18 protein-coding genes are annotated in these 22,733 nt (G+C 61.0%); 11 read left to right on the forward strand and 7 right to left on the reverse strand.

Annotation, left to right across the window (positions count from 1 at the left end; translation table 11 throughout):
• The first annotated feature begins 79 nt into the window (after window positions 1-79).
• On the forward strand, window positions 80-424 hold the full coding sequence (locus ACLD1Y_RS06245; protein ID WP_429476394.1) for a hypothetical protein: 345 nt from the start codon (window positions 80-82) through the stop codon (window positions 422-424).
• Between the two features lie 160 nt (window positions 425-584).
• On the opposite strand, the gene mqo is transcribed toward ACLD1Y_RS06245, so the two are convergent.
• A complete protein-coding gene (gene mqo, locus ACLD1Y_RS06250; protein ID WP_429476396.1) occupies window positions 585-2,231 on the reverse strand; it encodes a malate dehydrogenase (quinone) in 1,647 nt (548 codons plus the stop codon).
• A gap of 436 nt (window positions 2,232-2,667) precedes the next feature.
• On the opposite strand from mqo, the gene ACLD1Y_RS06255 reads away from it, so the two are divergent.
• The 6 genes from ACLD1Y_RS06255 to ACLD1Y_RS06280 are packed head-to-tail and all read left to right on the forward strand — an operon-like array spanning window position 2,668 to window position 8,477.
• Window positions 2,668-3,243 (forward strand): fimbrial protein, encoded by a 576-nt coding sequence (locus ACLD1Y_RS06255; RefSeq protein WP_429476398.1) that lies wholly within the window; start codon window positions 2,668-2,670, stop codon window positions 3,241-3,243.
• 55 nt (window positions 3,244-3,298) lie between these two features.
• A complete protein-coding gene (locus ACLD1Y_RS06260) occupies window positions 3,299-3,994 on the forward strand; it encodes a fimbrial biogenesis chaperone (RefSeq protein WP_429476400.1) in 696 nt (231 codons plus the stop codon).
• A gap of 29 nt (window positions 3,995-4,023) precedes the next feature.
• Window positions 4,024-6,600, forward strand: coding sequence for a fimbria/pilus outer membrane usher protein (locus tag ACLD1Y_RS06265; protein WP_429476402.1), 2,577 nt, complete (start codon window positions 4,024-4,026; stop codon window positions 6,598-6,600).
• Window positions 6,601-6,602: 2 nt separating this feature from the next.
• Window positions 6,603-7,511 carry a fimbrial protein gene (locus ACLD1Y_RS06270; RefSeq protein ID WP_429476404.1) on the forward strand — a complete coding sequence of 303 codons (909 nt, stop codon included), beginning with the start codon at window positions 6,603-6,605 and terminating at the stop codon, window positions 7,509-7,511.
• A 10-nt stretch (window positions 7,512-7,521) separates the two neighbouring features.
• Entirely contained in the window at window positions 7,522-7,992 is a 471-nt protein-coding gene (locus tag ACLD1Y_RS06275) for a fimbrial protein (protein ID WP_429476406.1), read from the forward strand.
• The gene (locus ACLD1Y_RS06280) at window positions 7,989-8,477 is read left to right on the forward strand and encodes a fimbrial protein (protein ID WP_429476408.1); all 489 of its coding nucleotides are present in this window, start codon (window positions 7,989-7,991) and stop codon (window positions 8,475-8,477) included. The genes ACLD1Y_RS06275 and ACLD1Y_RS06280 overlap by 4 nt, the downstream gene beginning before the upstream one ends.
• On the opposite strand, the gene ACLD1Y_RS06285 is transcribed toward ACLD1Y_RS06280, so the two are convergent.
• From ACLD1Y_RS06285 to ACLD1Y_RS06300, 4 genes are all read right to left on the reverse strand, one after another.
• Entirely contained in the window at window positions 8,478-9,125 is a 648-nt protein-coding gene (locus ACLD1Y_RS06285; RefSeq protein WP_429476577.1) for a response regulator, read from the reverse strand.
• Complete coding sequence (locus ACLD1Y_RS06290) at window positions 9,125-12,034, reverse strand: ATP-binding protein (protein WP_429476410.1); 2,910 nt, start codon at window positions 12,032-12,034, stop codon at window positions 9,125-9,127. Before ACLD1Y_RS06290 ends, ACLD1Y_RS06285 begins: the two co-directional genes overlap by 1 nt.
• A gap of 124 nt (window positions 12,035-12,158) precedes the next feature.
• On the reverse strand, window positions 12,159-13,358 hold the full coding sequence (locus tag ACLD1Y_RS06295; protein ID WP_429476412.1) for an EAL domain-containing response regulator: 1,200 nt from the start codon (window positions 13,356-13,358) through the stop codon (window positions 12,159-12,161).
• The gene (locus tag ACLD1Y_RS06300; protein ID WP_429476414.1) at window positions 13,355-16,171 is read right to left on the reverse strand and encodes an ATP-binding protein; all 2,817 of its coding nucleotides are present in this window, start codon (window positions 16,169-16,171) and stop codon (window positions 13,355-13,357) included. The genes ACLD1Y_RS06295 and ACLD1Y_RS06300 overlap by 4 nt, the downstream gene beginning before the upstream one ends.
• Window positions 16,172-16,349: 178 nt before the next feature.
• On the opposite strand from ACLD1Y_RS06300, the gene ACLD1Y_RS06305 reads away from it, so the two are divergent.
• From ACLD1Y_RS06305 to tal, 4 genes are all read left to right on the forward strand, one after another.
• Complete coding sequence (locus tag ACLD1Y_RS06305) at window positions 16,350-17,537, forward strand: MFS transporter (RefSeq protein WP_429476416.1); 1,188 nt, start codon at window positions 16,350-16,352, stop codon at window positions 17,535-17,537.
• Between the two features lie 199 nt (window positions 17,538-17,736).
• Window positions 17,737-18,555 carry a lipopolysaccharide kinase InaA family protein gene (locus ACLD1Y_RS06310; protein ID WP_429476418.1) on the forward strand — a complete coding sequence of 273 codons (819 nt, stop codon included), beginning with the start codon at window positions 17,737-17,739 and terminating at the stop codon, window positions 18,553-18,555.
• Window positions 18,556-18,641: 86 nt separating this feature from the next.
• Window positions 18,642-19,637, forward strand: coding sequence for a tRNA dihydrouridine(20/20a) synthase DusA (dusA, locus tag ACLD1Y_RS06315; RefSeq protein ID WP_429476420.1), 996 nt, complete (start codon window positions 18,642-18,644; stop codon window positions 19,635-19,637).
• A gap of 176 nt (window positions 19,638-19,813) precedes the next feature.
• Window positions 19,814-20,740 carry a transaldolase gene (gene tal / locus ACLD1Y_RS06320; protein ID WP_429476422.1) on the forward strand — a complete coding sequence of 309 codons (927 nt, stop codon included), beginning with the start codon at window positions 19,814-19,816 and terminating at the stop codon, window positions 20,738-20,740.
• Between the two features lie 310 nt (window positions 20,741-21,050).
• On the opposite strand, the gene rssC is transcribed toward tal, so the two are convergent.
• Window positions 21,051-21,533 carry an anti-sigma factor antagonist RssC gene (gene rssC / locus ACLD1Y_RS06325; protein ID WP_003172602.1) on the reverse strand — a complete coding sequence of 161 codons (483 nt, stop codon included), beginning with the start codon at window positions 21,531-21,533 and terminating at the stop codon, window positions 21,051-21,053.
• Window positions 21,533-22,714, reverse strand: coding sequence for a two-component system response regulator RssB (gene rssB, locus ACLD1Y_RS06330; protein WP_429476424.1), 1,182 nt, complete (start codon window positions 22,712-22,714; stop codon window positions 21,533-21,535). The genes rssC and rssB overlap by 1 nt, the downstream gene beginning before the upstream one ends.
• Between the last annotated feature and the right edge of the window lie 19 nt (window positions 22,715-22,733).

Raw genomic sequence — 22,733 nt, forward strand, 5'->3', positions numbered from 1 at the left:
GCAGGCTTTGGTAAAAACCCGTTCAACCTTGCCCGAGAGAAAGACCGACGTGCGCACGTTTGTTCTCGCAACTTTGCTCATGGCCTCCACACTGGCCAATGCCGACGCCATCGCCTGGCCCGACCTGCCTAAAACCTGCTTTGTCAGCGGCCGTTCTGCCACCAGTGCGGATGTCGATACGGGCTGTGCGGCATTCTTGATCAATGTAAAAGGTCAGGCAGCAGGTACGCCAATCCCGTTGGCCATCCCGCAGTACGCACTGCATGTGGATGAAGCCAGCGGCAAGGAAACACCGGTGATCATCATCCAGGCGGAAGAAAACGGCGAAATCAAGGCCGTGGGCTACCGAGAACTGGGCACCGATCAGCTCGGTGCCGCACTGTTGCGAGAGGTTCGCCTGCTGGGCACCAAAAAGCCCGGCTAGCCAGGTTCAGCGAACCCAACCACCGCTGGCGTTCTGAACGGCCCCACCCTGAACGCCCCCACATCAAAACCTGAAAACCGCGCTCACCACAAACATACAACCAACAAAAAGCCCGCTGACCGTTACCGGTTCAGCGGGCTTTATTGCATCTCGACTTGGCTTACAGCGCCAGGTCAGACGCCGGCTTGCTCGGCTCTGCCGCAGGCTTGGCAGCCTCGCTCGCCTTTGGCGCAGCCATCTGCGGGATCGCAGGCGGTGGCGTCAGTTGCAGGACTTCGGCGGTGTAGGCCCATTCCTTGGCTACCGCTTCCGGGCTGTCGTTCAGCTTGGTGCCGTAGCTCGGTACGATCTGGTGCAGTTTGGCCTGCCACTCAGGGGTCGCCACCTTGTCCTTGAACACTTTCTGCAGCACGGTCAGCATGATCGGAGCCGCGGTGGACGCGCCTGGCGATGCACCCAACAGGCCTGCAATGGAGTTGTCGGCGGAGCTGACCACTTCGGTGCCGAGTTTCAGGACGCCGCCCTGCTCTTCGTCACGCTTGATGATCTGCACGCGCTGACCGGCTTGCCACAGGCGCCAGTCTTCTTTCTTGGCGTTCGGGAAGTACTCTTTCAGGGCGTTGTAGCGGTCGTCATCCGACAGCATCAGTTGGCCAGCAAGGTACTCGACCAGTGGGTATTCACGAATACCGACTTTGGTCATTGGCCAGATGTTGTGGGTGGTGGTGCTGGTCAGCAGGTCCAGGTACGAGCCTTCTTTGAGGAACTTGGTGGAGAAGGTCGCGAATGGGCCAAACAGAATCACGCGCTTGCCATCCAGCACGCGGGTGTCCAGGTGAGGAACCGACATCGGTGGTGCGCCGACCGAAGCCTTACCATAGGCCTTGGCCAGGTGCTGCTCGGCAATCGCCGGGTTATCGGTGACCAGGAACGAACCACCTACCGGGAAGCCAGCGTATTCCTTGGCTTCAGGAATGCCAGACTTTTGCAGCAGGTGCAGTGCACCGCCGCCCGCGCCGATGAACACGAACTTGGCGTCGGTTTCAGTCTTGGTGCCGTCTTTGAGGTTTTTGTAGCTTACGCGCCACGAACCGTCGGCATTCTTGGTGATGTCCTGCACTTCGCTCGACAGTTTCAGGTCGAACTTAGGTGTGGTTTGCAGGTGCGCGACGAACTGGCGGGTGATCTCGCCGAAGTTCATGTCGGTGCCGATTGGCGACCAGGTGGCGGCGATTTTCTGGTTCGGGTCACGCCCTTCCATCATCAGCGGAACCCACTTGGCGATCTGCGCCGGGTCTTCGGAGTACTGCATGCCGGCGAACAGCGGGCTGGCTTGCAGGGCTTCGTAGCGTTTTTTCAGGAACTTGATGTTGTCATCGCCCCACACAAAGCTCATGTGCGGCGTGGAGTTGATGAACGAACGTGGGTTCTTCAGCACGCCCTGGCGAACCTGCCAGGACCAGAACTGACGGGAGATCTGGAACGCTTCGTTGATCTCGACCGCTTTCGGGATCTCAACGTTGCCGTTCTTGTCTTCCGGGGTGTAGTTCAGCTCAGCCAATGCCGAGTGACCGGTACCCGCGTTGTTCCAGCCGTTGGAGCTTTCTTCGGCCACGCCATCAAGGCGCTCGACCATCTCCATCGACCAGTCCGGTTGCAACTCATTGAGCCAAACGCCCAAGGTTGCACTCATGATGCCGCCGCCGATCAGCAGCACATCGACTTTCTTTGCCTCTTGCGCCTGAACGGAGCTGATCCCCAGCGACAAAGCCAACCCTAGCAAGGCAGTGTTTACTTTCTTAAACATCAGTAGCACCTATGATAAAACGCCATCCGCCCTACCACCCCAGCTCATGGGCAAGCCGCCATCGCGCTATGCCAGGCAGCACATCGCGGGGTTTGCACATTCACTTGAGGGCCGCAGGGTGGGCACACAAGGCCGACGTGTCGACCTCACTTTTTATGTCCCTTCTGCGCTGACTTTTTATCATTATTGGCTTCAGCTACCTGGGCGACAGCGACCGACCGGAACGTATACGAATGTACGTACCAGAAAGAGACTAGACCAAGACGGCGCGCAGAATATCACGCCCGACGTCAGATATGGACTCGCCGGTCGGACGGAAGCACTTGGCCAGCTTTTAAGATCCGTCTCATGGGCCTGACAAACGCGGCAATGCACCATGGATTGGCTTACTCAAGAGGGGTAAGCGCACAACCTTCCATCTCTAAAGGGCATTGCAATGCTGAACAAACTGAGCAAACTCACTCTCGCTTTCGGTGCTTGCTGGGTCATGACCGCCACTTGCGCACAAGCTGCCGACGGCCAGATCGAATTCACCGGCTCCGTGACCGATAACGCCTGCACCATCAAGACCGGTGACGCCAACAAATCCGTGACCCTGGACCCGGTGCGCATCGCCGACTTCGGTGCAGCCGTAGGCGCCATTGCCAAAGAGAAATCCTTCTCCATCAGCCTGGACAACTGCAGCATCGCCACCAAGAAAAACGTGGCGATCACCTTCAGCGGCCAGCAAGACGGCATCGACTCCACCCTGCTGGGCCAGACCGGGCAGAACCAGGTGCGCGGCGTGGCCATCCAGATCGCCGACAGCCGCACCGGCAAGAAGCTGCCACTGAACACGCCGACGGCCGACTACGACCTGCGCACCCAGTCGAACACCTTCGACTTTACCGCCGCCTACGTGCGCACACTGGCCGACACCACCACCGGCACTGGCGACAACATGGTCACCACCTCCGGCATCGGTACGGGTCAGGTTTACGCCCTGGCCAGCTTCGACGTCACCTACAAGTAAGCACTTGTCACCACCGTGGGCCTTCGCGGCCCACGGACTTCAAAGGTTCCTCACCATGCGTTTGAAACTGTGTTTGTTACTCGCCCTGTTGCCGCTCTGGCACAGCGCAGCGAACGCCGCCGTCACCGTCGGCGCCACGCGGCTGATCTACGATGGCGCGGCCAACGAAGCCAACCTCACCATCAGCAATCGTGAAGACGACTCACCGTACCTGGTGCAGTCCTGGGTCAGCCGGTTTGGAAGTGGCAGCGAAGCAAGCGTCGACAGCTTTATCGTCACCCCGCCGCTGTTCCGCCTGGATGCCAACAAGGAAAACATCCTGCGCATCATCTTCACCGGCGGCGCCCAGGTACCCCAGGACCGCGAAAGCCTGTTCCTGATGAACGTCAAGGCGATCCCGGCCATGAGCGACGATCAGAAAGGCAAGAACGTGTTGCAGATCGCCCTCAAGACCACCATCAAACTGTTCTATCGCCCGGCCGGCCTGAAGGCTTCCCTCAAGGACGCAGTCGCCCAAGTGAGCTGGAAAGCCAGCGCTGGCGCACTGACCTTCACCAACGCCTCCAAGCTGCATGTGGTGGTCAGCGAACTCAAGCTCAATGGCCAGCCGATCACCCAGGCACCGGATGTGCTGTACCCCGGCGAACACAAGGAATTGCCGATCCAGGCCAAGGCCGGCGATGAACTGGCCCTCAGTTACATCGATGACTACGGCAGCACCGTGGCTGCGCCGCTCATCCACCTCAACTGATTCGCCCGCGCCACCTTCCAGGAACGCCCATGTCCCGTTCAGCCCCACTCATGCGCCTGCGCGCCGTGAAGGCGTTCGGCTGCCCGCTGTTGGCCGCCGCAGCCCTGCACTTGGCGCCTGCCCAAGCCGGTTACCAGTTCGATGCGTCGTTCCTGGAGATCGGTGGCGGGCAGAGCTCGGCCGCAGTGCAGCAGCAGGTCGCCGCCATGAGCGAAGGCCAGTTGCCGGGGATCTACCGGGTGGACGTGTCAATCAACCAGCGCTTTGTCGACAAGCGCGACCTGCGCTTCATCCGCGCCAGCGGTGCGGCGCAACAGTCGGCCACCGGGCTGTTTCCGTGCCTGGATGCCGAGTTCTTTCGCGAACAAGGCGTGGCCGAAAGCGCCCTGCAAAACCGCAGCGATGCCGACCCCACCTGCGTGGCGTTCGACCAGGGCCTGGCCGGGGTCAGCTATGACTACGACTTCAACCGCCAGACCCTGGCGATTGAAATCCCCCAGGCCTACATGGGCAGCATTCCCTTTGAGGTGCGCCGCCGCCAGTGGAGCCAGGGCGAGCATGTGGCATTCACCAACTACAGCTTTTCCGGTAGCCAAGCGGAGTCTGACGGCATGCGCCGCGAGGACCAGTTCGGCAGCCTGCGCAGCGGCGTCAATGCCGGGGCCTGGCGCCTGCGCAACTTTTCTACCTGGAAAAAAGGCAGCGGCGATACCGGCCAGTGGGAGTCCCTGGAAACCTACGCCCAGCGCGACATGGGCAACATGATGGCGATCGCCACCGTGGGCGACTCCACCACCGAAGGCGATCTGTTCGACGCCATCCCCTATCGCGGCCTGGGCATTGCTTCAGACCTGGACATGCTGCCCGACCAGGCGCGGGATTTTGCCCCGGTGGTGCGCGGTATCGCCAACGGCCGTTCGCGGGTGACCATTCGCCAGCGTGGCTATGTGATCCACGAGCAATGGGTGCCCTCGGGCCCATTCGCCCTGACCGACCTGTACCCCACCGCCGGCAACGGCGATATCGAAGTGACCGTCGAAGGCCCTGATGGCCAGCGCCAGGTGTACACCCAGTCGTTCTCGTCGGTGCCGTATATGTTGCGCGAGGGCCAGCAGAGCTACTCGGTGTTCGCTGGCCGCTACCGCCCGGCGCAATCAACCTCGGAGCAGGAAACCCCAACCTTCATCCAGGCGTCCCTGCGCCGTGGCTTGACCGGCAGCACCACGCTGTTCGGCGGTGCCCTGATGAGTGATCGCTACAACGCCGGCCTGTTGGGTTTCGCCCAGGACTTCGCCGGTTTTGGCGCGATTTCCCTGGACGTGACCCACGCCAACAGCCAGGCGATGGGCGCGGACAAACGCAACGCCAGCGGCCAGTCGTTCCGCTTTCGTTACTCCAAATCCCTGACGGCCACCGACACCAACTTCAGCCTGATCGGCTATCGCTACTCCACCGGGGGCTACTACTCGTTCAACGAAGCCTTGAGCAGCCGCACCAACGACACGGGCCTGGCCAACTACCGCAGCGGCCATATGAAAAGCAACTTCACCGCCAACGTGTCCCAGCAATTGGGCGAGTATGGCGGCCTGTATGCCAACGTGTCCAAGACCGCGTATTGGAACAAAACCCGCGCCGACACCTCGGTGCAGGTGGGCTACACCTTGAGTTCCGGCAGCATCACTTACTCCCTGGGGCTTGGCGTGAACCGCGGCGCCGATACGCAAAACCGCACACTGTCGTTGAACATCAGCATGCCCCTGGGCGGCACGCGCAGCCAGCGCGTCACCGCCAGCACCAGCCAGAATTCCAACGGTTCGGCGTCGCATACCGCCACCCTCAGTGGCAATGCGTTCGAGGACGACACCCTGGCCTACAGCGCCGGCGTTTCGCAGCAAGTCAGCGCCAACCAGCGCAGCGCCGGTGGCACCTTTGCGGCGCGGTATGAGGCCTCCAACGCCATCGTGCATGGTGCCTACAGCGAATCCAGCGGCAGCCGCCAACTGGACATGGGCATCGAAGGTTCGGTGGTGGCCTACGACAGCAACCTGATATTCAGCCAGCCCCTTGGCGAAACCAACGTGATCGTCGCCACCCCCGGCGCCGCCGATGTGGGCATCGCCAACAAACGCGGGGTGCGTACCAATGCCAACGGCTACACCGTGGTGCCCCAGGCCTTGCCGTACCGCAAGAACCGTGTGTCGCTGGACACCCAGTCAATGCCCGAAGACGTCGACATTGCCGAACTGGTGCAGGAAGTCGTGCCCAACCGTGGTGCCTTCGTACTGGCGGACTTCGAAACCCGGCGCGGCAAGCGGATTCTGTTTCACATCGCCGATGCACAGGGCGAACCCGCCCCCTTCGCGGCCAAGGCCGAACTGTTCGCAGTGGATGGCGGCTCCCTGGGCAGCACCCTCGTAGCAGACAGGGGGCGTGCCTACCTGACGGGCGTGCCATCGCAGGCGCGCTTACTGATCAGCGTTGATGGCCAGCCATGGTGCAGCCGCGAGCTGACGCTTGAAAACGCCAACTCTGCCGACAGCGGGATCACTCAACTGACTATTCAATGTGAGCGCACGGCCAAAAGGCCGGGCGCCGAGGATTTGTAGCGATGGACCTGAAAAGTAGAGAGGGCATGCGCGGTATCGGTTTGACGACGCTGCTCATGCTGATGATCGCAGGGCTGCTGCCACTTCACGCACAGGCCTTTATCAGCGGCAGCATGAGTTGCTCGGTGACGGGCTATCCCGCCGACGGCTATACCTTTCAGGCTGGCGCCGAGATAAAAATCCCTTTCTCTGGCACCTGCCGGGCCGTGCGGGTGTTTCCTTATGGCGCTGGCAACAACCTGCAAATCACCCCGGTTTCCGGTACGAATCCCGCTCGGCTTCAGGTTCTGGACCCCTATAGCTACACCTATATGCTCCAGATCCCCCTGGGCACCTACGCGTCGTCCTGCCTGGGTGGAAGATGCGCGGGGATCGCGGCCGGAAGCTCGGTGTCCTACACCTACTACGTGGTGGGCACGGCACCGAGTACGCCGGGGCGACGCATGGCCAGAATCGATCTGGGCGTGACCGCCGTTAACTATCCGGCGTATGCGGAATGGATTCATTCCCTCATGTTCATCTACAACGTCTCCGCGACCAGTTGCAGCTTGAGTTCACCCGGCAGTGTCGACTTGAACTTCGGCACGCTCAGCAGCGCCAACGTCAGCGACAACACTCAACGCACCTCCATTTCAATCAACTGCCCCTCAGCTATGCGCGCCAGCCTGACCCTGACCCCGAGCCAGGCAGTGGTCAATGGCAGCAGCGGCCTGTCGCGCACCACCCTACCCGGCCTGAATATGCAGGCCAAATGGGGCCAGGACCCGGTCAACTTCAACTCGGCCATCAACAAGCCCCTGACCACAGGCCCCAACACGCTGGATCTGAATTTCGTGCCGGTGCTGGAGCCAGGGCAATCGCCGTCCGGTGCTTTCCAAAGCCAATACACCTTGACCATCGACTACCTGTGAGGCCCCGACCATGAAAATCTCGTTGCTCGCCCTGGCCCTTCTAGGTACTACCGCCCAGGCCGCAGACACAGTGAACATCACCGTACGCGGCACCCTCACCCGCCCACCCTGCGTGCTGAGCACCAGCACCACCTTGATCGCCGAATTCGGCGAGGTGCGCACAGACCAGGTGGCCAGTGCGTCGACCCGCCCGGTACCGGTGCGCATGGTGTGCCCGGCGAATTCGTCCCTCACCGTGAGCTTCAGCGCCAATAGCGGCACGCACACAGCCACGGTGGCCAAGACCAGCATGGACACCCTCGGCGTGTCGCTGCTGTGGGCCGACACCAACCTGCCCGCGACGCTCGACGGTTCAACCAAGGCCTACAGCAACTTGAGCGGCAACGTGGATATCAGCCTCAACGCCAAGCTGATCCCCCTGGGCGTGCAAACGCCGGGGGCGTTCAGCTCGTCCATGGTCATGACGATTAACTACCTATGAAAGCCTTGTTATGGACGCTGCTGGCACTGAGCAGCGCAGTGGCCGCGCAGCCAGCGGACGAAACCCGTATCGATGTAAGCGGCAAGCTCATTGCTCCACCGTGTGCGCCACGCTTTCCCAGCACCCAACAGGTTGACCTGGGCGCGGTGAACATCAGCCAATTGGCCGATAACAGCGCGGTCGCCACCGAAGTGCCACTGGTGTTCGATTGCCAGGCCGGCAGCGAGGTCAGCCTGACCCTCTCGGCAGGCCTGGGCAGTGTCGACACCCACACCCTGCTCACCAGCCGTCCAGCCCTGGGCCTGCGTTTTGCACTGCTGAATAAAAACGCCAAGGCCGATTTGGGCCTGGGCGACATCGGCACGTGGCCGGTGACCGACCAGCCGCTGGAACTGACCTTGCAGGTCACGCCGGTGTCGGTGGGGACGCTGCCCGAAGCGGGCAGCTACAACGCCATGCTGCTGATGCAAATCACCTATCGCTGACTACTGGAACTGCCGGGCCTCGATGCAATAGGTCAGCAGCGCCTGGTCACTGTCCACTTCCAGCTTGCGCATCGCCGAGATCTTCTGCGCGCTGACGGTCTTGTTGCTGCGGCTCAATTGCCGGGCGATATCGCTCACGCTCATGCCCGTCACAAACAGGCGCAGCACTTCCATCTCCCGAGGCGACAGGCTCTGAAAGCGCTGCTGCACCTGATTGGGGTTGCCCACCACTGAAGTCGCCGCCTGCTCTGGCGGCTGGTAGCTGCGCTGGGCGCTGATGGCGTTCAGGGCTTTTTCGATTTCGCCGTGCAAATGGCTTTTCTGGATCACTCCCGCCACCCCCAATTCCTGCAAGCGGGTGAGGATCAGGCTGTTGGAGATCATGGTCAGCACCAGCACCTGAGTCTGCGGAAAGTGCCGCAGGATGTATTCGATCAGCTTCAGACCGTCGCCGTAGGTGTCGTCACCGGGCATGTTGAAATCGGTGATCAATACCTGGGGCTGGTGGGTGCGCAGGTGTTCGATCAACTGACTGGAACTGACCGCCTCGCCCACCAGGGTGTAGCGTGCATCGCGTTGCACAATTTCGCGTACGCCCACCAGCACGATCGGATGGTCATCGGCGATGACGACGTTCATTTCTCGCATCATTTTTCTTCCTTGTCATGGGCTGTGGACTCGGCCAGCAAGCACTGCGCTACCGCCGTCAGCCGCGCGCACAGCACGCGGATCTGTGCCGTGGCGCGGGCATCCAGCGGGCCTTCGTAAAGGGTGTTTTCCCAGGCCTGGCAGACACCGGACAGCACGCTGGCACGCACACTGGCCAACGCACCGTTGAGGCTGTGCAGGCGCTCGCGCACAAAGGTGCTGTCGGCGCTGGCCAACCCTTGCTCAATCTGCCGCACATCCGCCAGCAAGGTATCGCCCATCAGCCGACGCATGGCAGGCGATAAGTCGATCCAGCCATCGCGGTCCCCCGGTGGCGCGCTGGCGGTGGATGCCCGGCAACAGTGGGCCATCAACGCCTGGCGCAACATGCTCAGGCTCAGCGGCTTGACCACCCAGGCGTTCATGCCCACGGCCAGGCAGCGCTCGCCCTCTTCGCGCAGGGCATTGGCGGTGACGCCGATAATCGGCACCTGCACGCCTTGTTCGCGCAGGGCGCGGGCCAGGTCGTAGCCGTTGAGGCGAGGCATGTTGATGTCGGTGATGACCAGGTCGAAGGGTTGCGAGCCCCAGATTTGCAGGGCGTGTTCGCCGTCCCGCGCCACGGTGGGCTGGGCGCCGAGGGCTTCGAGTTGTTCGCGCAGCACGGCCTGGCTGACTGGGTTGTCTTCGGCCACCAGCACCCGCACGTTCAGGCACGGCGCATCCAGGCACGGCAACGCCAGCTCCGGGGTGGCCACCGACGGCACGCTGTCGAGCACCGGCAAGGTGATCAGCAGGGAAAAACTGCTGCCCAGTCCCGGCTCACTGACCACGCGCATGCTGCCGCCCATCAATTCACTCAGGCGCGAACAGATCGACAGGCCCAGGCCCGCGCCATTGCCGTCCTGACCGCCGGCCACTTGGTAAAAGGGTTTGAACAATTGTTCCAAGGCTTTCTCGGGAATGCCCACGCCGGTGTCGGTGACTTGCCATTGCAAGGCCACTTCGTGCTCCAGCATCGCTTGCACGGTCAAGCGCAGGCGCACTCGGCCGGAGTCGGTGAACTTGATGGCGTTGCCCAGCAAGTTGTGCAGGATCTGCCGGATGCGCCCCGCATCGCCGCGCAATTGCATGGGCAACTGTGGGTCGATCTCGGCATCGATTTGCAAACCCTTGTTGCGGGCGGTGGCGCTAAACGCCAGCACCGCCTCCTCGACCAATTGGCGCGGATTGAACGGCGTGGCCTCCACCGCCATTTGCCCGGACTCGATTTTCGACACGTCCAGCACGTTGCTGATCAACTGGAACAGTACGGTGGATGAGCCCTGGATGATCTCCAGGTACTGGCGCTGGCGCTCGCTCATGTCGGTGAGGGCCATCAGCTCCAGGTTGCCGAGCACGCCGTACAGCGGTGTGCGGATTTCATGGCTCATGGTGGCCAGGAACACCGTCTTGGCCTCGTTGGCGGCGGTGGCTTCCTGACGCGCCTGGTTGAGCAATTGGGCTTCGTCCACATGCCGGGTGATGTCGTTGCAGCCGCAGAGAAACACGTCCTCGCCCTCATAACGCGCGGCCACCACCACAACCTGCAAGAAGCGCCCTTCTACCGCCAGGCACATCTCGCCGGGGGTGTCGGTGCCGTGGTTGGCCTTGAGCACTTCCAACAGCGGCGCGGTGCCGCGCAGGTGCAAGGCGCGCTGGTTCTCCAGCAGCAACTGACAGTCGTTGCGCCGCACTACGCACAGGCCGGCCGGGGCGTTGTGCAGCATGATGCGGTTGAAGGCTTCGCTCTCGAACAGGCGCTCCTGGGCACGCTGGGCCGGGCTGACGATGCGGGTTTTGTACCAGTGGTTGATCCACCAGCCCAGCAGGATGGCGGCGAGAAAGGTCAGGCCCAGCCCCAGCAACGGCCACTTGGCGTAGCGCAAAAAGTCCTGGTAGCTGATGGCGTACAAACCGGTCCAGTGTTCACCGCCCTCGCTGACCATCTTGAAACGCAAACCCAGGCGGCTGAAGCTCAGGCCCAGGGGCGCCATGTGCTCATCCCCGAGGCTACCGAGCAACACGTCGCCCTCGGGGGCGATCAAGGTGAACTGGTTGTAGACCGACAGCCTGAGCACACGCTCGATTTCATCGACTTGGGAGGTGTCCACCACCGCCGCCAGCGTCAGCAAGCCTTGGGGTTGGTTGGCGGGCAAGATCGCTGCCGGGGCGTCCAGGCCGATCATGGCGACCACGTTGCGGCTGTTGCGATACAGCTGCGGCGGCGCACGCAACCAGCGCACGCGACTGTCGGTGAGCAAGGTGCGCTGGCTCTGTTGCAATTGCTGCAGGCGGCTGACCACTTCGCGGTAGTGCTCGCGTAGTAACGGCTGATGCTGGCGCAGGCCGCCAACACCTGGCACGGCGAGGCTTGCGAGGTTGTTCGGGGCGAACACGAACAGTTGGGGCGAGGCATAAAAAGAGCTGGCCCAATACCCCCCGTAGTAGTCGGTCAATTGCACGCCAAAAGCCAACGCCCGGCGCGTGTCATCCGCTGAAAACCCGGCATCGTGGGACAAGGTAAACGGCAGCGACAAGGCAAACCCCTTGGCCTGCAGCAGTACCTGCCCGGCATCGCGCTGCAACTCCACCACCGAGGTGGACTGCACGGCCGGCAATGGCGGTGCATTGCTGCGGCTGTAGCCCTGGGCCACGTTGCGCAGGAAAGCCTCGTGCTCATGGATGATTTCCACCACACGGGCAAAGTGAAACTCGACCTTTTCCTGCTCGGCATCGAGCAGGCGCGACACGGCCCAGTAGCAACTGCTGGACAGCAACAAGGCGAGCCCGGTGAGCAGCAACAGGGCTTTGTTCAGGCGCTGGGAACTTTGCGCCAGTTTGTCCAGGCGCAGACTTGCATGTTTCATCGTCAATACCGCGAAAGCCTGAATCAGGACGTGGGGCCTATGCTTGATCCCGGCATTGGCCAATAACGCCCGGCGTAGCGGGCGACCCTTCCTTCGGGCTTCTTGACTGTGTGACCTTGCGCGTTCAGATAAGTGCTGGCGCAGGGCCATCTTCGATCAACAACGCGCTGAATTTATCCGCAGCGACGCCTTGGGAAATCAGGAAACCTTGTACCTGATCGCAGCGAATCCGCCGCAATACCGCCAACTCCGCCTGGGTTTCGGCGCCTTCGGCAATGGTGGTCAGCCCAAGTTTGCGGCCCAGTTCGACGATGCTTTGCAGGGCCTGGGCCAGGCTGTCGTTGTCGGCACAGCCGTGCACCAGGGAGCGATCGATCTTGACCTCATTGAACGGCGTGGACACCAAATTGAAGTAGGAGCTGAAGCCTTTGCCGAAATCATCCTGCGCCAGCCCGAAACCCATCATGCGCAAGCGGCATGCTCCAGCGTAGTAGTTACTGGGCAGCAGCGTGGTGGAGCTTTCCATCAACTCGAACGTAATTTGCCGGGGCTCGGCGTCACTTGACTGCACCTGGGCCAAGAGCTGGTCCACCAGGTCGCACTGGTCGAGCAAGTGGGTCGGCAGGTTGATCGACACCGGCAGGCGATAACCCAGCTGTGCCCATTGGGCCTGGGCGGTGAGGGTTTGCTTGAGGATGCAGGTCAGCAGTTGGGTTTCCAGGCCCAGGCGCTCGATTTCTCCGAGGAATTGACCTGGCAGCAGCAAGCCTTCGACCGGATGTATCCAACGGGCCAGGGCTTCGGCACCGACGATGCGCCCATCATGCAAAGACTTCTTGGGCTGGAACCAGGCCTGGATCTCGCCATTGCCCAAGGCGCGGACCAAGTTGTCCCGCGCCAGGCTGATGCCGCGCCGACAGCAAGGCGTGCGGGCCTGCTCCATCAGTTTGTCGAGGCAGTCACGCAGGGAGCGCACCTGGGGCTCGCGCACAGGTTTGGAGAGCAGCCCGGCCACCGTCAGCCCCAGGTTGTCCGCCACTTGCCCGGCCCCCACCAGCATGCGCCGCGACGACACGCTCATCAGTGCCAGGGCCGGTGGCGCCGGGAGGGTGGCCAGTTGCTGGATCAGTTGCACGCCGTCCATGCCCGGCATCATCAAATCGCTGAGCAATAGGTCGTAACGCTGGCGGGCCATGCGCTGCATCGCGGTCGCGCCGTCCCACACCGCATCGACTTCAAAGCCACCGATGGCCTGGAAGAGGTTGATCAGGTACTCGTGCTGAAAGGGGTGGTCTTCCACAATGAGCACGCGGTAGGCACTCAAAGCACACTCCCCTGATAGCGATGCAGGCATTGGTAGAGGGCACGCAGGGTGAAGGGTTTGACCAGACAATGATCCATGCCCGCATTCAGGCAGCGCTCGGCTTCGTCGAGCATGGCGTTGGCGGTGGCGCCGATGATCGGCAGCGCGCAGCCCAAACGGCGCAGTTGCTCGGTGAGTTCATAGCCGTTCATACGCGGCATGTTGACGTCGGTGAGGATCATGTCGAACGCAGTTTCGCCCCACAGTGACAGTGCTTCCACCCCGTCGCCGGCCAGCACCACGGTGCAGCCGAGTTCTTCGAGTTGATCGCGCAGGATCAACTGGTTGATCAGGTTGTCTTCGGCCACCAGCAGGCGCAGGTTCAGGTTGAAATCCGCCGGCACCTCGCTGATGGCCGGCGACAGGTGTTCCTCAATGCCCTGGGCGCGGCTGACCGCACGATTAAGGGCGTGCAGGTTGTTCAGGCCGATTTGCCAGCACGCGCCAGGCCCCTGGCAAAAACCGTGCTCATCGGCGGCGGCCATCACCCGCGGGCCGGACCAGCGCAGGCGTTCGCCAATATCGGCCGCACCGGGGTAGAGCTCCACCAACACCGCGCCGGGGTCCGTCTCGGCCGACTCCGGCACGCCCAACTGCACCCGCGCGCCCCAACGGCGCAGCCAGCCGCCGATGCTCTCGGCCAGTTCACGCACCGGCGACACCACATAAATCCGCTCGCCCAACAGTGGCAGCGCCCAGGGTACGCCGGCGCTGACCTGCTCCAGCGGCAAAATAAAGGTAAAGCTGCTGCCCAGCCCCGGCTCGCTGACCACCCGCAAGGTGCCGTTCATCAAGTGCACCAGGCGCTTGCAGATCGACAATCCAAGCCCGGTGCCCGCCACCACATTGGCATTGCCATTGGCCTGGAAAAATGGCTCGAACAGGTACTGTTGATCCTGCGCCGCAATACCTTTACCGGTATCCACCACTTGCCATTGCAACATGGCGCGCTCCCCTTCCCGGCTCTCCAGGCGCAAGCGCAAGACGATGCGCCCGCTTTCGGTGAACTTCAGTGCGTTGTTGAGCAGGTTGTTCAGAATCTGGCGGATGCGCGTGACATCGCCGCGCACCTGGTCGGGCAACTGCGGGTCAAGGCAGGCGAACAGTTGCAGGCCCTTGCTTTGCGCAGCGCCGGCGTAGCCCTGGATCACTTCCTGCACCAGTTCCAGCGGCGAAAACACGGTGAGCTCCAAGGACAGTTGCCCGGCCTCGATCTTTGATACATCCAGCACATCGCAGATCAGTTGCAGCAGGTTGGCGGATGAGCCTTCGATGGCATTCAAGTAGCCGCGCTGCTGGTTGTTCAGATCGGTGCGGGCCAGCAGTTCCAGGGTGCCGAGCACGCCATACAGAGGCGTGCGGATCTCGTGGCTCATGGTCGCCAGGAACAGGGTCTTGGCCTCGTTGGCCGCGTCCGCGAGGGTGCGCGCCTGCTGCAAGGCCAGTTCCACCTGTTTGCGCTCGGTGATATCGCTGAACGCACAGATCAGCACTTCTTCACGCTGATAACGGGTGGGTGCAAAACTCAGGAACAGGTGGCGACCATCGGCCATTTGCAGCTCATCGGTGCTGCTTTGTTCGGCGTCATCGAACGCGCGGCGAATCCAATCGTGGCACAGCTGCCGACGTTCGCGCCCATTGCCCAGCCATTGGCGCGACAAGGGGTTTTCCAACACCACTTCACCGTCGCTGCGGCGCAGTACGCACAAGGCCACCGGCGCGATACGAATCACAGCACTGCTGAACGCCTCGCTTTCCACCAAGGCCTCGATGCGATTGGCCGCCGGAATGATCAAGCGCTGATCGATGCGCCGCACCAGGCGCACCATCAGCACACTGGCCAACACACAGACCAATAAGCAGACCAGCGACGGCAAGGCCAGGCTGGGCATCAGGGAACTGAGCTCCAAGCTATAAACGATCTGCCACTGCGAGTAACCCAATCGTTTACGAATGGCCAAGCGATCCGGCAACCAACGGCTACCTTCCCAGCCGAAACGGGCCGTGGCGTGATGCTGGCGCAATACCTGCGCCACCGTCGGTTGATGGGCCGCACTGCTGAAAATCAACTCACCGGCGCCGTCGAGCAACATAAAGTCGCCGGCCTTTTCATGCTGCAAGGCGTTGATCAGGTCCGGGCCGTCCACCTCCAGGCCCAGCCAGCCCGAGGCGGGGTTGCGCTCGTCCAGGCGGGTGAAGATATACAGCGGCGAATCCAGCTGGCTTTGCTCGGTCAGCCACAACTCGTCGCTGACCGACACGTTGCCGGTGTCCACCGCCATCAATCGGCGCAGCACAGGCTCCGGCACGTCGCCTGGGGTGGCCGCCACCGTGAACAAACGCTCTACCACCGGCTCAGCACGCTGGGCCACGTAGATCAAATTGACTTGGTTGCTTTGTAGATAATCCAGCATGCGCCGGGTCAACCATAGGCTCCAGATATTGCCGGCTTCGCCCAGGGTGATATGCACTTCTTCGGCCGGCACTTCATTGAGGTTGCCTTTGGGCGGCGTGAGATGGCGCACAGTGGAAAGGCCCAGGCTCTTGAGCAGCGTCTGGCGGCTGACAAAAAAACTCTGCGCATCGGAGATGGCCTCGTTCATATAACTGCGCCGCAGCGAAATCTCCTCATTGAACGCAGCACGCAGGTAGCTGTAGGCGCCCACGTACACCCCCAGCACCAGCGCAAGGGCGAACAGTCGCAACAATTTGCGCGCAGCCTTGGGGGTGGAGAAGGAAGAATCGAGGGGTTGCAGGAAATGTTTGAGTTTCATCCTCGCAAGAATGAGGGCCACAGGCGCGACGGTGAATAAGACGGATCTCAAAGGCTTGCTACGCCAGTTAGCCGAACCTGCATTGAACTCTCACGCCAACTGCCGTTCTAGACACCTTCGTCGTTGCTTGCGTAGCATCGGCGGCTCCTTCGTGCAATCCACTCAAACAGAGCGATCCATGTCTATCCACCAAACACCCGGGCACGTCCTGCCCGCGCGCAGCGCTGCCAAAATGGAAGCTGCCATGGCCGTGGGCGCGTTCGCTATCGGTACCGGCGAATTCGCCATCATGGGCTTGATGCCAGACATCGCCAGTAACCTGCACCTGAGCGAGCCCCAAGTGGGCCATGCCATCAGCGCCTACGCGCTGGGGGTGATGGTCGGCGCGCCATTGCTGGCGATCCTGGGCGCCAAGTTGCTGCGCAAACATATGTTGCTGTTGCTGATGGGGCTGTACGCCCTGGGCAACCTGGCTACCGCGTTTACGCCGACCTTCGGCTCGCTGGTGGCCTTCCGCTTTATCAGCGGCCTGCCCCACGGCGCCTACTTCGGTATTGCCGCTGTGGTGGCGTCAAGCATGGTGCCCAACGACAAACGTGCGGGCGCCGTCGCGCGGGTGATGATGGGGCTGACCCTGGCGATGCTGTTGGGCAACCCGATTGCTACGTTCCTTGGCCAATACCTGGGCTGGCGTTCGGCGTTTGCGCTGGTAAGCGTTATCGCCCTGTGCACCATCGCTCTGGTCTGGCAATTTGTTCCCGACCGCCACGACGAACCCCGCAGCGACCCACGCAAGGAGCTGCGCGCCTTCACCAAACCGCAGGTGTGGATGGCCCTGGCCATTGGCGCCATCGGTTTTGCCGGGATGTTCTGCGTGTTCAGTTACCTGGCACCGACCATGCTCGAAGTGACCAAAGTGTCGCCCCAGTGGATTCCCTTCGGCCTGGCCGCCTTTGGCGTGGGCGGGATCATCGGCAACATCGCCGGCGGCAAGCTGTTCGATCGCATGCAGTTCCGCGCAGTGGGCTTGATCCTGGTGTGGTCGATGGCCGTGCTGGTGTTCTTCCCGTTTGCGGCAGGGTCCGTGTGGGGCGTACTGCTGGGCATCGGCCTTGTTGGCACCATGATATCGCTGGCCGCACCGCTGCAAATCCGCCTGATGGACATTGCTCATGAGGCACCTAGCCTGGCGGCTGCGTCCAACCACGCGGCGTTCAACCTCGCTAACGCGCTGGGCCCATGGTTTGGCGGGATGGCGATTACGGCGGGGATGGGCTGGACCAGCACCGGCTATATTGGCGCGGCCACGGCATTGGCGGGACTCGGGATTTACTTGATCGCCCGACGGATGCAGGGCGGGCATTAAAGCGATAGGGGCAGGCATAAAAAACACCCATAACAAATAATGCCTGTCAATTATGGAAAACCCTTAAACACCCACTCATGAACTTAATTTCATTTTCAGACAGGTAAGGTTCAGGTTGGATCCAATGACATCCGCCTGTAATATGTCCTACATATTTCATGTATGACAAGGACGTGTTTTGAGTTTTCCTGACAGAAGTGTGCTTCAGAGTTTTCCCACGACACTCAACCATCGCAACGCGACGGTGTTCACCGCAGACAGCACTGACATCAGCGCTCAGCAGGCGATTCAGGATCTGATCGACGCACGGCATCAGTTGCAAGACCGTATCAGCGCCCCACTGAAAGGGATGGAGAGCGACCTGTTCGCCAAATCCCAGCCGCTCGACAGCCTGCGCCCCAAACTGAGAGTCACTTTCGGCCGTGCAAAGCGCGATGGCGCATTCGACTGGCCGGTAGAAGAAGTCATCAACACCTTCGGCGCACAGCAACGCGGCGCCCCAGTCGCCAGCCTGTACGGCTTCGGCTACCGCAAGTCTGCGTTGGGCTTGATCCAAGAGTTCTTCATCTTCACCGAGATGCTCGATGGCCACCTCAATGGGCTGGAATGGCTCAAGCAGGAACGCGACATCCAGAGCCTGATCCGCGTGTCGTTCAATCTGCTACATGCCCTGCACAGCAAAAACATCGTGCACATGGACTTCTGGGCCAACAATGTGATGGTGAACCTGGAGCAACCCACGCTCGCCAAGGCGATCGACCTGGAAAACTGCTTCCTTACCCCCACTGATCATTTGACCGAAGTGCTGGCGTTCCAATTCGGCTTCTATTACCGCCGGGAGATTTTCCGGTTCGTGATCGAGCGGGACTACGACCGGATGGTTCATGAAGAACTCGGCAAATACACCGGCGTTGATATGAGCCGCTTTAATGAGATGTACCTGCTGAGCAAACATGAAAACATCAGCCGCCGGGCCCGGCGCGAGATTTTTCATAATGGGACGGTTGTTACGGGCTGACGATGAGTCGCAGAGGCTGACTGGGAATCCTACCAATGGATTCCTGATAAACTCACGCCCTCTGCCCTACCCATTCAGATTGCCCAATGCCCCTGACGACCGCTTCACCGCAAGCTCTTTCCCGCCGCTTTTCTGTCGCGCCGATGATGGATTGGACAGACCGCCACTGCCGCTTCTTCCTGCGCCTGCTCTCCAAACACGCCCTGCTTTACACCGAGATGGTTACCACGGGCGCGATTCTGCATGGCGACCATGAGCGTTTCCTACGCCATAACGAAGCCGAGCACCCGCTTGCGCTGCAATTGGGCGGAAGCGTTCCGGCCGACCTGGCGGCCTGCGCGCGTATGGCTGAGGCGGGCGGGTATGACGAGGTGAACCTTAACGTCGGCTGCCCGAGTGACCGGGTGCAGAACAACATGATCGGCGCCTGCCTGATGGGGCATCCAGCCCTGGTGGCCGATTGCGTGAAGGCGATGCGTGATGCGGTGTCGATCCCGGTAACGGTCAAGCATCGGATCGGGATCAATGGCCGGGACAGTTATGCCGAGCTTTGTGATTTTGTCGGCCAGGTGAAGGATGCTGGCTGCACCAGCTTTACCGTGCATGCTCGGATTGCGATTCTCGAAGGGTTGTCGCCAAAGGAAAACCGCGATATTCCACCGTTGCGCTATGACGTGGCAGCACAGTTGAAACAGGACTTCCCTGAGCTGGAGATCGTGCTCAACGGCGGCATCAAGACGCTGGAACAATGCCATGAACATTTGCAGACGTTTGATGGGGTGATGCTGGGCCGTGAGGCTTATCACAACCCGTATCTGCTGGCAGAGGTGGACCAGCAGTTGTTTGGCAGCACGCAGCCGGTGATCACTCGGGCCGAGGCGCTGGTACAACTACGGCCTTATATTGCAGAGCACCTGGCAACGGGTGGGTCCATGCATCACATCACCCGCCACATCCTGGGACTGGGCACGGGTTTCCCGGGGGCGCGTAAGTTTCGGCAGTTGTTGTCGGTCGATATTCACAAGGCAGCGGATCCGTTGGCGCTACTGGATAAAGCTGGCGAATTGCTGGAAGGACGCTGAACGCGCTGTCGAGTTGAACCTGCGGCACGTTTTGCCCTCCTATTTAGCAGTCAGGCCCGTCATTCAAACGACTGTTCTCAGGTTGTTGCCATGACGGGCCGCTGAACGCATTTGCGCCCTTGAGTGGCTGTCTGCGCTCGGGTAATGTCATCAGACCCATAGGACAGAGCACGCCCATGACTTCCAAGCTGGAACAACTCAAACAAATCACCACCGTCGTAGCCGATACTGGCGATTTTGAAGCTATCGCTCGTGTCAAACCGCAAGACGCCACCACCAACCCTTCCCTGCTGCTCAAAGCCGCGTCGATCCCGGCCTATGCCAAGTTGCTGGATGAATGCGTACAGGATTGCAACGGTGATGTCGGCCTGGCCAGTGACCGTTTTGCAGTGGCGGTGGGTCAAGAAATCCTCAAAGTCGTACCAGGCCGCATCTCCACTGAAGTGGATGCCCGCCTGTCGTTCGACACTGACGCCGTGCTCAAGCGTGCGCACCGCCTGATCGACCTGTACGAAAAGGCCGGCATTGGCCGCGACCGTGTGCTGATCAAGATCGCCTCCACCTGGGAAGGCATCCGCGCCGCCGAAAAGCTGGAAAAAGAAGGCATCCAGACCAACCTGACCCTGCTGTTCTCCTTCGCCCAGGCCGTGGCGTGCGCAGAAGCGGGTGTGTTCCTGATTTCGCCGTTCGTAGGCCGTATCTACGACTGGTACAAGAAGGCCAACGGTAATGACTACACCGGCTCCGATGACCCGGGCGTGCAGTCGGTAACGCGCATCTACAACTACTACAAGGCCAATGGCTACAAGACCGTGGTCATGGGCGCAAGCTTCCGCAACCTGAGCCAGATCGAAGAGCTGGCTGGCTGTGATCGCCTGACCATCAGCCCGGACCTGCTGGAAAAACTGGCGGCCGACAACGGCAAGCTGGAGCGCAAGCTGTCGCCAGGGCATGCCGGTGAAGCCCGCGTGCATCTGACTGAAGCGCAATTCCGCTGGGAGTCCAACGAAGATGCGATGGCGACCGAGAAGCTGGCGGAGGGCATTCGTCAGTTTGCTCGGGATCAGGAGAAGCTGGAAGCACTGCTAACTGCCAAGCTGTAAAGCCGGCAGCAGCAAAAAAAGGGCGGTACCTGTGAGGGTACCGCCCTTTTTTGTGCAATCTCATGCCGATCACTGCTCAACTGTGGGAGCGGGCTTGCCCTAATGCCAGTCAGTTAAGGGTTAGAAAGAGTAAAAGCTAACCTGTGGCGAGGGAGCTTGCTCCCGCTGGACTGCGCAGCAGTCCCATCTTTGGGGCCGCTACGCGGCCCAGCGGGAGCAAGCTCCCTCGCCACACTGACGGTGTTTGCCCTTAACTGACTGGCATTAGGGCTTGCCCGCTCCCACATTTAGATTGTGTTTCAAGTCGAGATCAGTGGCGCTCTAGCGCGTTGACCAAGTCGTGAAAGGCTTCACGATTGGACTCGTTCAAGCCCATCAGGATCTTGTGCGCCTCCAATACCTTGACCCGCACGACTTCCTCGGACTGATCCTGGGATGGCAGGTCAGTCAGGCATTCCGGGCATGGAATCGGGCGATCAACAATGTTGAACACCTGGTCAAAGCCCATGGACTGCAGCAGACGAGTGATGTCTTCGTGGGTAGTGACGACGGTCGGCAACAGGCCAACCTTCTGCCGAGACAGAATGGACAGCTTGGCCAACAACCCAAGGGTGGTGCTATCGATGCTGCGGGTTTCGGTCAGATCGATCACGATCGCCGAGAAATTCAGCGCTGTGAAAATCCGCTCAATCGTCGCATCCAGCGCCGAACACAAGGTCAGGCGCACTTCACCGACAAATTTCAGGACAAAAGTCCCGTCTTGCTCGGCGAATTGGATTCTTCCGGTACTCATCAAAGATTCCTGCTCAACACCAATAGGGCGATATCATCCGGCATCTCCCCCAGCGTGGCCAATCCAAACACTTGCCGCAGGCCATCCAGGCTGCCGCCCGCCGACTTGACCCGTTGGGGCAAGGCGGCTTCTTTCTCCTTGAGTGTAGGCTCTGGAAGCAGGTCCAGGATGCCATCGGACATCAGCGTCAGGCTGAACGTCGGCGGCAACTCCAGGATGTGGTCTTCGTAGGTGGCTTCATTGAACAAGCCAACAGGCAGACCACGGCCTTCCAGGTAACGCACACTGTCAGGGGTGTACAACACAGGCATCGGCAGGTGACCGCCAATGCTGTAGGTCAAAAGACCGGTTTCTTCATCGATCACGCCGCCGACCATCGTCACGTGCTTGCCCAGCTTGCAGCTGATCAGGCCCCGATTGATGTGGCCCAGCACCTCAGAGGGAGTGAACTCCGGCAAGGTGCCATTGCGCTTGGATTCGAACAACAGCCGCGTGGTCATGAACTTCAACAACACGGTGACAAACGCCGAGGAAGCACCATGGCCGGACACATCGGCCAGGTAGAACGCCACGCGCCGCTCGTCGACGCGGAAATAGTCGACAAAATCACCCGACAAGTACAGTGATGGGATGATCTGGTGGGCAAACTGAAATTCGTCGATGGTCCAAGGGCTGACCGGCAGCATGTTCATCTGCACTTGGCGACCCGCGTTCTGGTCTTCCTGGAGCAGGTTGAGGCTGGCTTCGAGTTCGCGGTTGGCGGTTTCGAGCTTTTCGCGATAGCGCTGGTTTTCCAGCAACAGCCGCGCACGATCCAGGGCGCGGCGCACCGAGTGCTCCAGCACCGCCAGGTCTTCCAGGGGCTTGATCAGGTAGTCGGCAGCGCCCAGGCGCAGCGCCTCGACGGCATCGTTCATCACCCCGGCACCCGACACAACGATCACCGGGGTCTGCGGGGCAAGCTCGGTCACCTGGCGAATCAATTCGAGGCCGCCCATCTGGGGCATGCGCAGATCGCAGATCACGAGGTCGGGCTTGTCGCGCTCGAATACCTGGAGACCCTGTTGGCCATTGCTGGCCTGCAGGACGCTGAACCCACTGTCTTCCAAATAGGCCGCGAGACTCGCGCGCACTACTTCGTCGTCATCGATTATCAGCAGCGTGGCACTGGTTTTTTGCATGTGGGCAAACGGCGCCAGA

The organism is Pseudomonas sp. 18175, from assembly GCF_050432925.1.
Taxonomy (GTDB): domain Bacteria; phylum Pseudomonadota; class Gammaproteobacteria; order Pseudomonadales; family Pseudomonadaceae; genus Aquipseudomonas.

Excerpts from the sequence above, each read along its gene's own strand:
- ACLD1Y_RS06245 (WP_429476394.1), top strand. The coding sequence starts at position 80 with ATGGCCTCCACACTGGCCAATGCCGACGCCATCGCCTGGCCCGACCTG.
- mqo (WP_429476396.1), bottom strand. The coding sequence starts at position 2,231 with ATGTTTAAGAAAGTAAACACTGCCTTGCTAGGGTTGGCTTTGTCGCTG.
- ACLD1Y_RS06255 (WP_429476398.1), top strand. The coding sequence starts at position 2,668 with ATGCTGAACAAACTGAGCAAACTCACTCTCGCTTTCGGTGCTTGCTGG.
- ACLD1Y_RS06260 (WP_429476400.1), top strand. The coding sequence starts at position 3,299 with ATGCGTTTGAAACTGTGTTTGTTACTCGCCCTGTTGCCGCTCTGGCAC.
- ACLD1Y_RS06265 (WP_429476402.1), top strand. The coding sequence starts at position 4,024 with ATGTCCCGTTCAGCCCCACTCATGCGCCTGCGCGCCGTGAAGGCGTTC.
- ACLD1Y_RS06270 (WP_429476404.1), top strand. The coding sequence starts at position 6,603 with ATGGACCTGAAAAGTAGAGAGGGCATGCGCGGTATCGGTTTGACGACG.
- ACLD1Y_RS06275 (WP_429476406.1), top strand. The coding sequence starts at position 7,522 with ATGAAAATCTCGTTGCTCGCCCTGGCCCTTCTAGGTACTACCGCCCAG.
- ACLD1Y_RS06280 (WP_429476408.1), top strand. The coding sequence starts at position 7,989 with ATGAAAGCCTTGTTATGGACGCTGCTGGCACTGAGCAGCGCAGTGGCC.
- ACLD1Y_RS06285 (WP_429476577.1), bottom strand. The coding sequence starts at position 9,125 with ATGCGAGAAATGAACGTCGTCATCGCCGATGACCATCCGATCGTGCTG.
- ACLD1Y_RS06290 (WP_429476410.1), bottom strand. The coding sequence starts at position 12,034 with ATGAAACATGCAAGTCTGCGCCTGGACAAACTGGCGCAAAGTTCCCAG.
- ACLD1Y_RS06300 (WP_429476414.1), bottom strand. The coding sequence starts at position 16,171 with ATGAAACTCAAACATTTCCTGCAACCCCTCGATTCTTCCTTCTCCACC.
- ACLD1Y_RS06305 (WP_429476416.1), top strand. The coding sequence starts at position 16,350 with ATGTCTATCCACCAAACACCCGGGCACGTCCTGCCCGCGCGCAGCGCT.
- dusA (WP_429476420.1), top strand. The coding sequence starts at position 18,642 with ATGCCCCTGACGACCGCTTCACCGCAAGCTCTTTCCCGCCGCTTTTCT.
- tal (WP_429476422.1), top strand. The coding sequence starts at position 19,814 with ATGACTTCCAAGCTGGAACAACTCAAACAAATCACCACCGTCGTAGCC.
- rssC (WP_003172602.1), bottom strand. The coding sequence starts at position 21,533 with ATGAGTACCGGAAGAATCCAATTCGCCGAGCAAGACGGGACTTTTGTC.
- rssB (WP_429476424.1), bottom strand. The coding sequence starts at position 22,714 with ATGCAAAAAACCAGTGCCACGCTGCTGATAATCGATGACGACGAAGTA.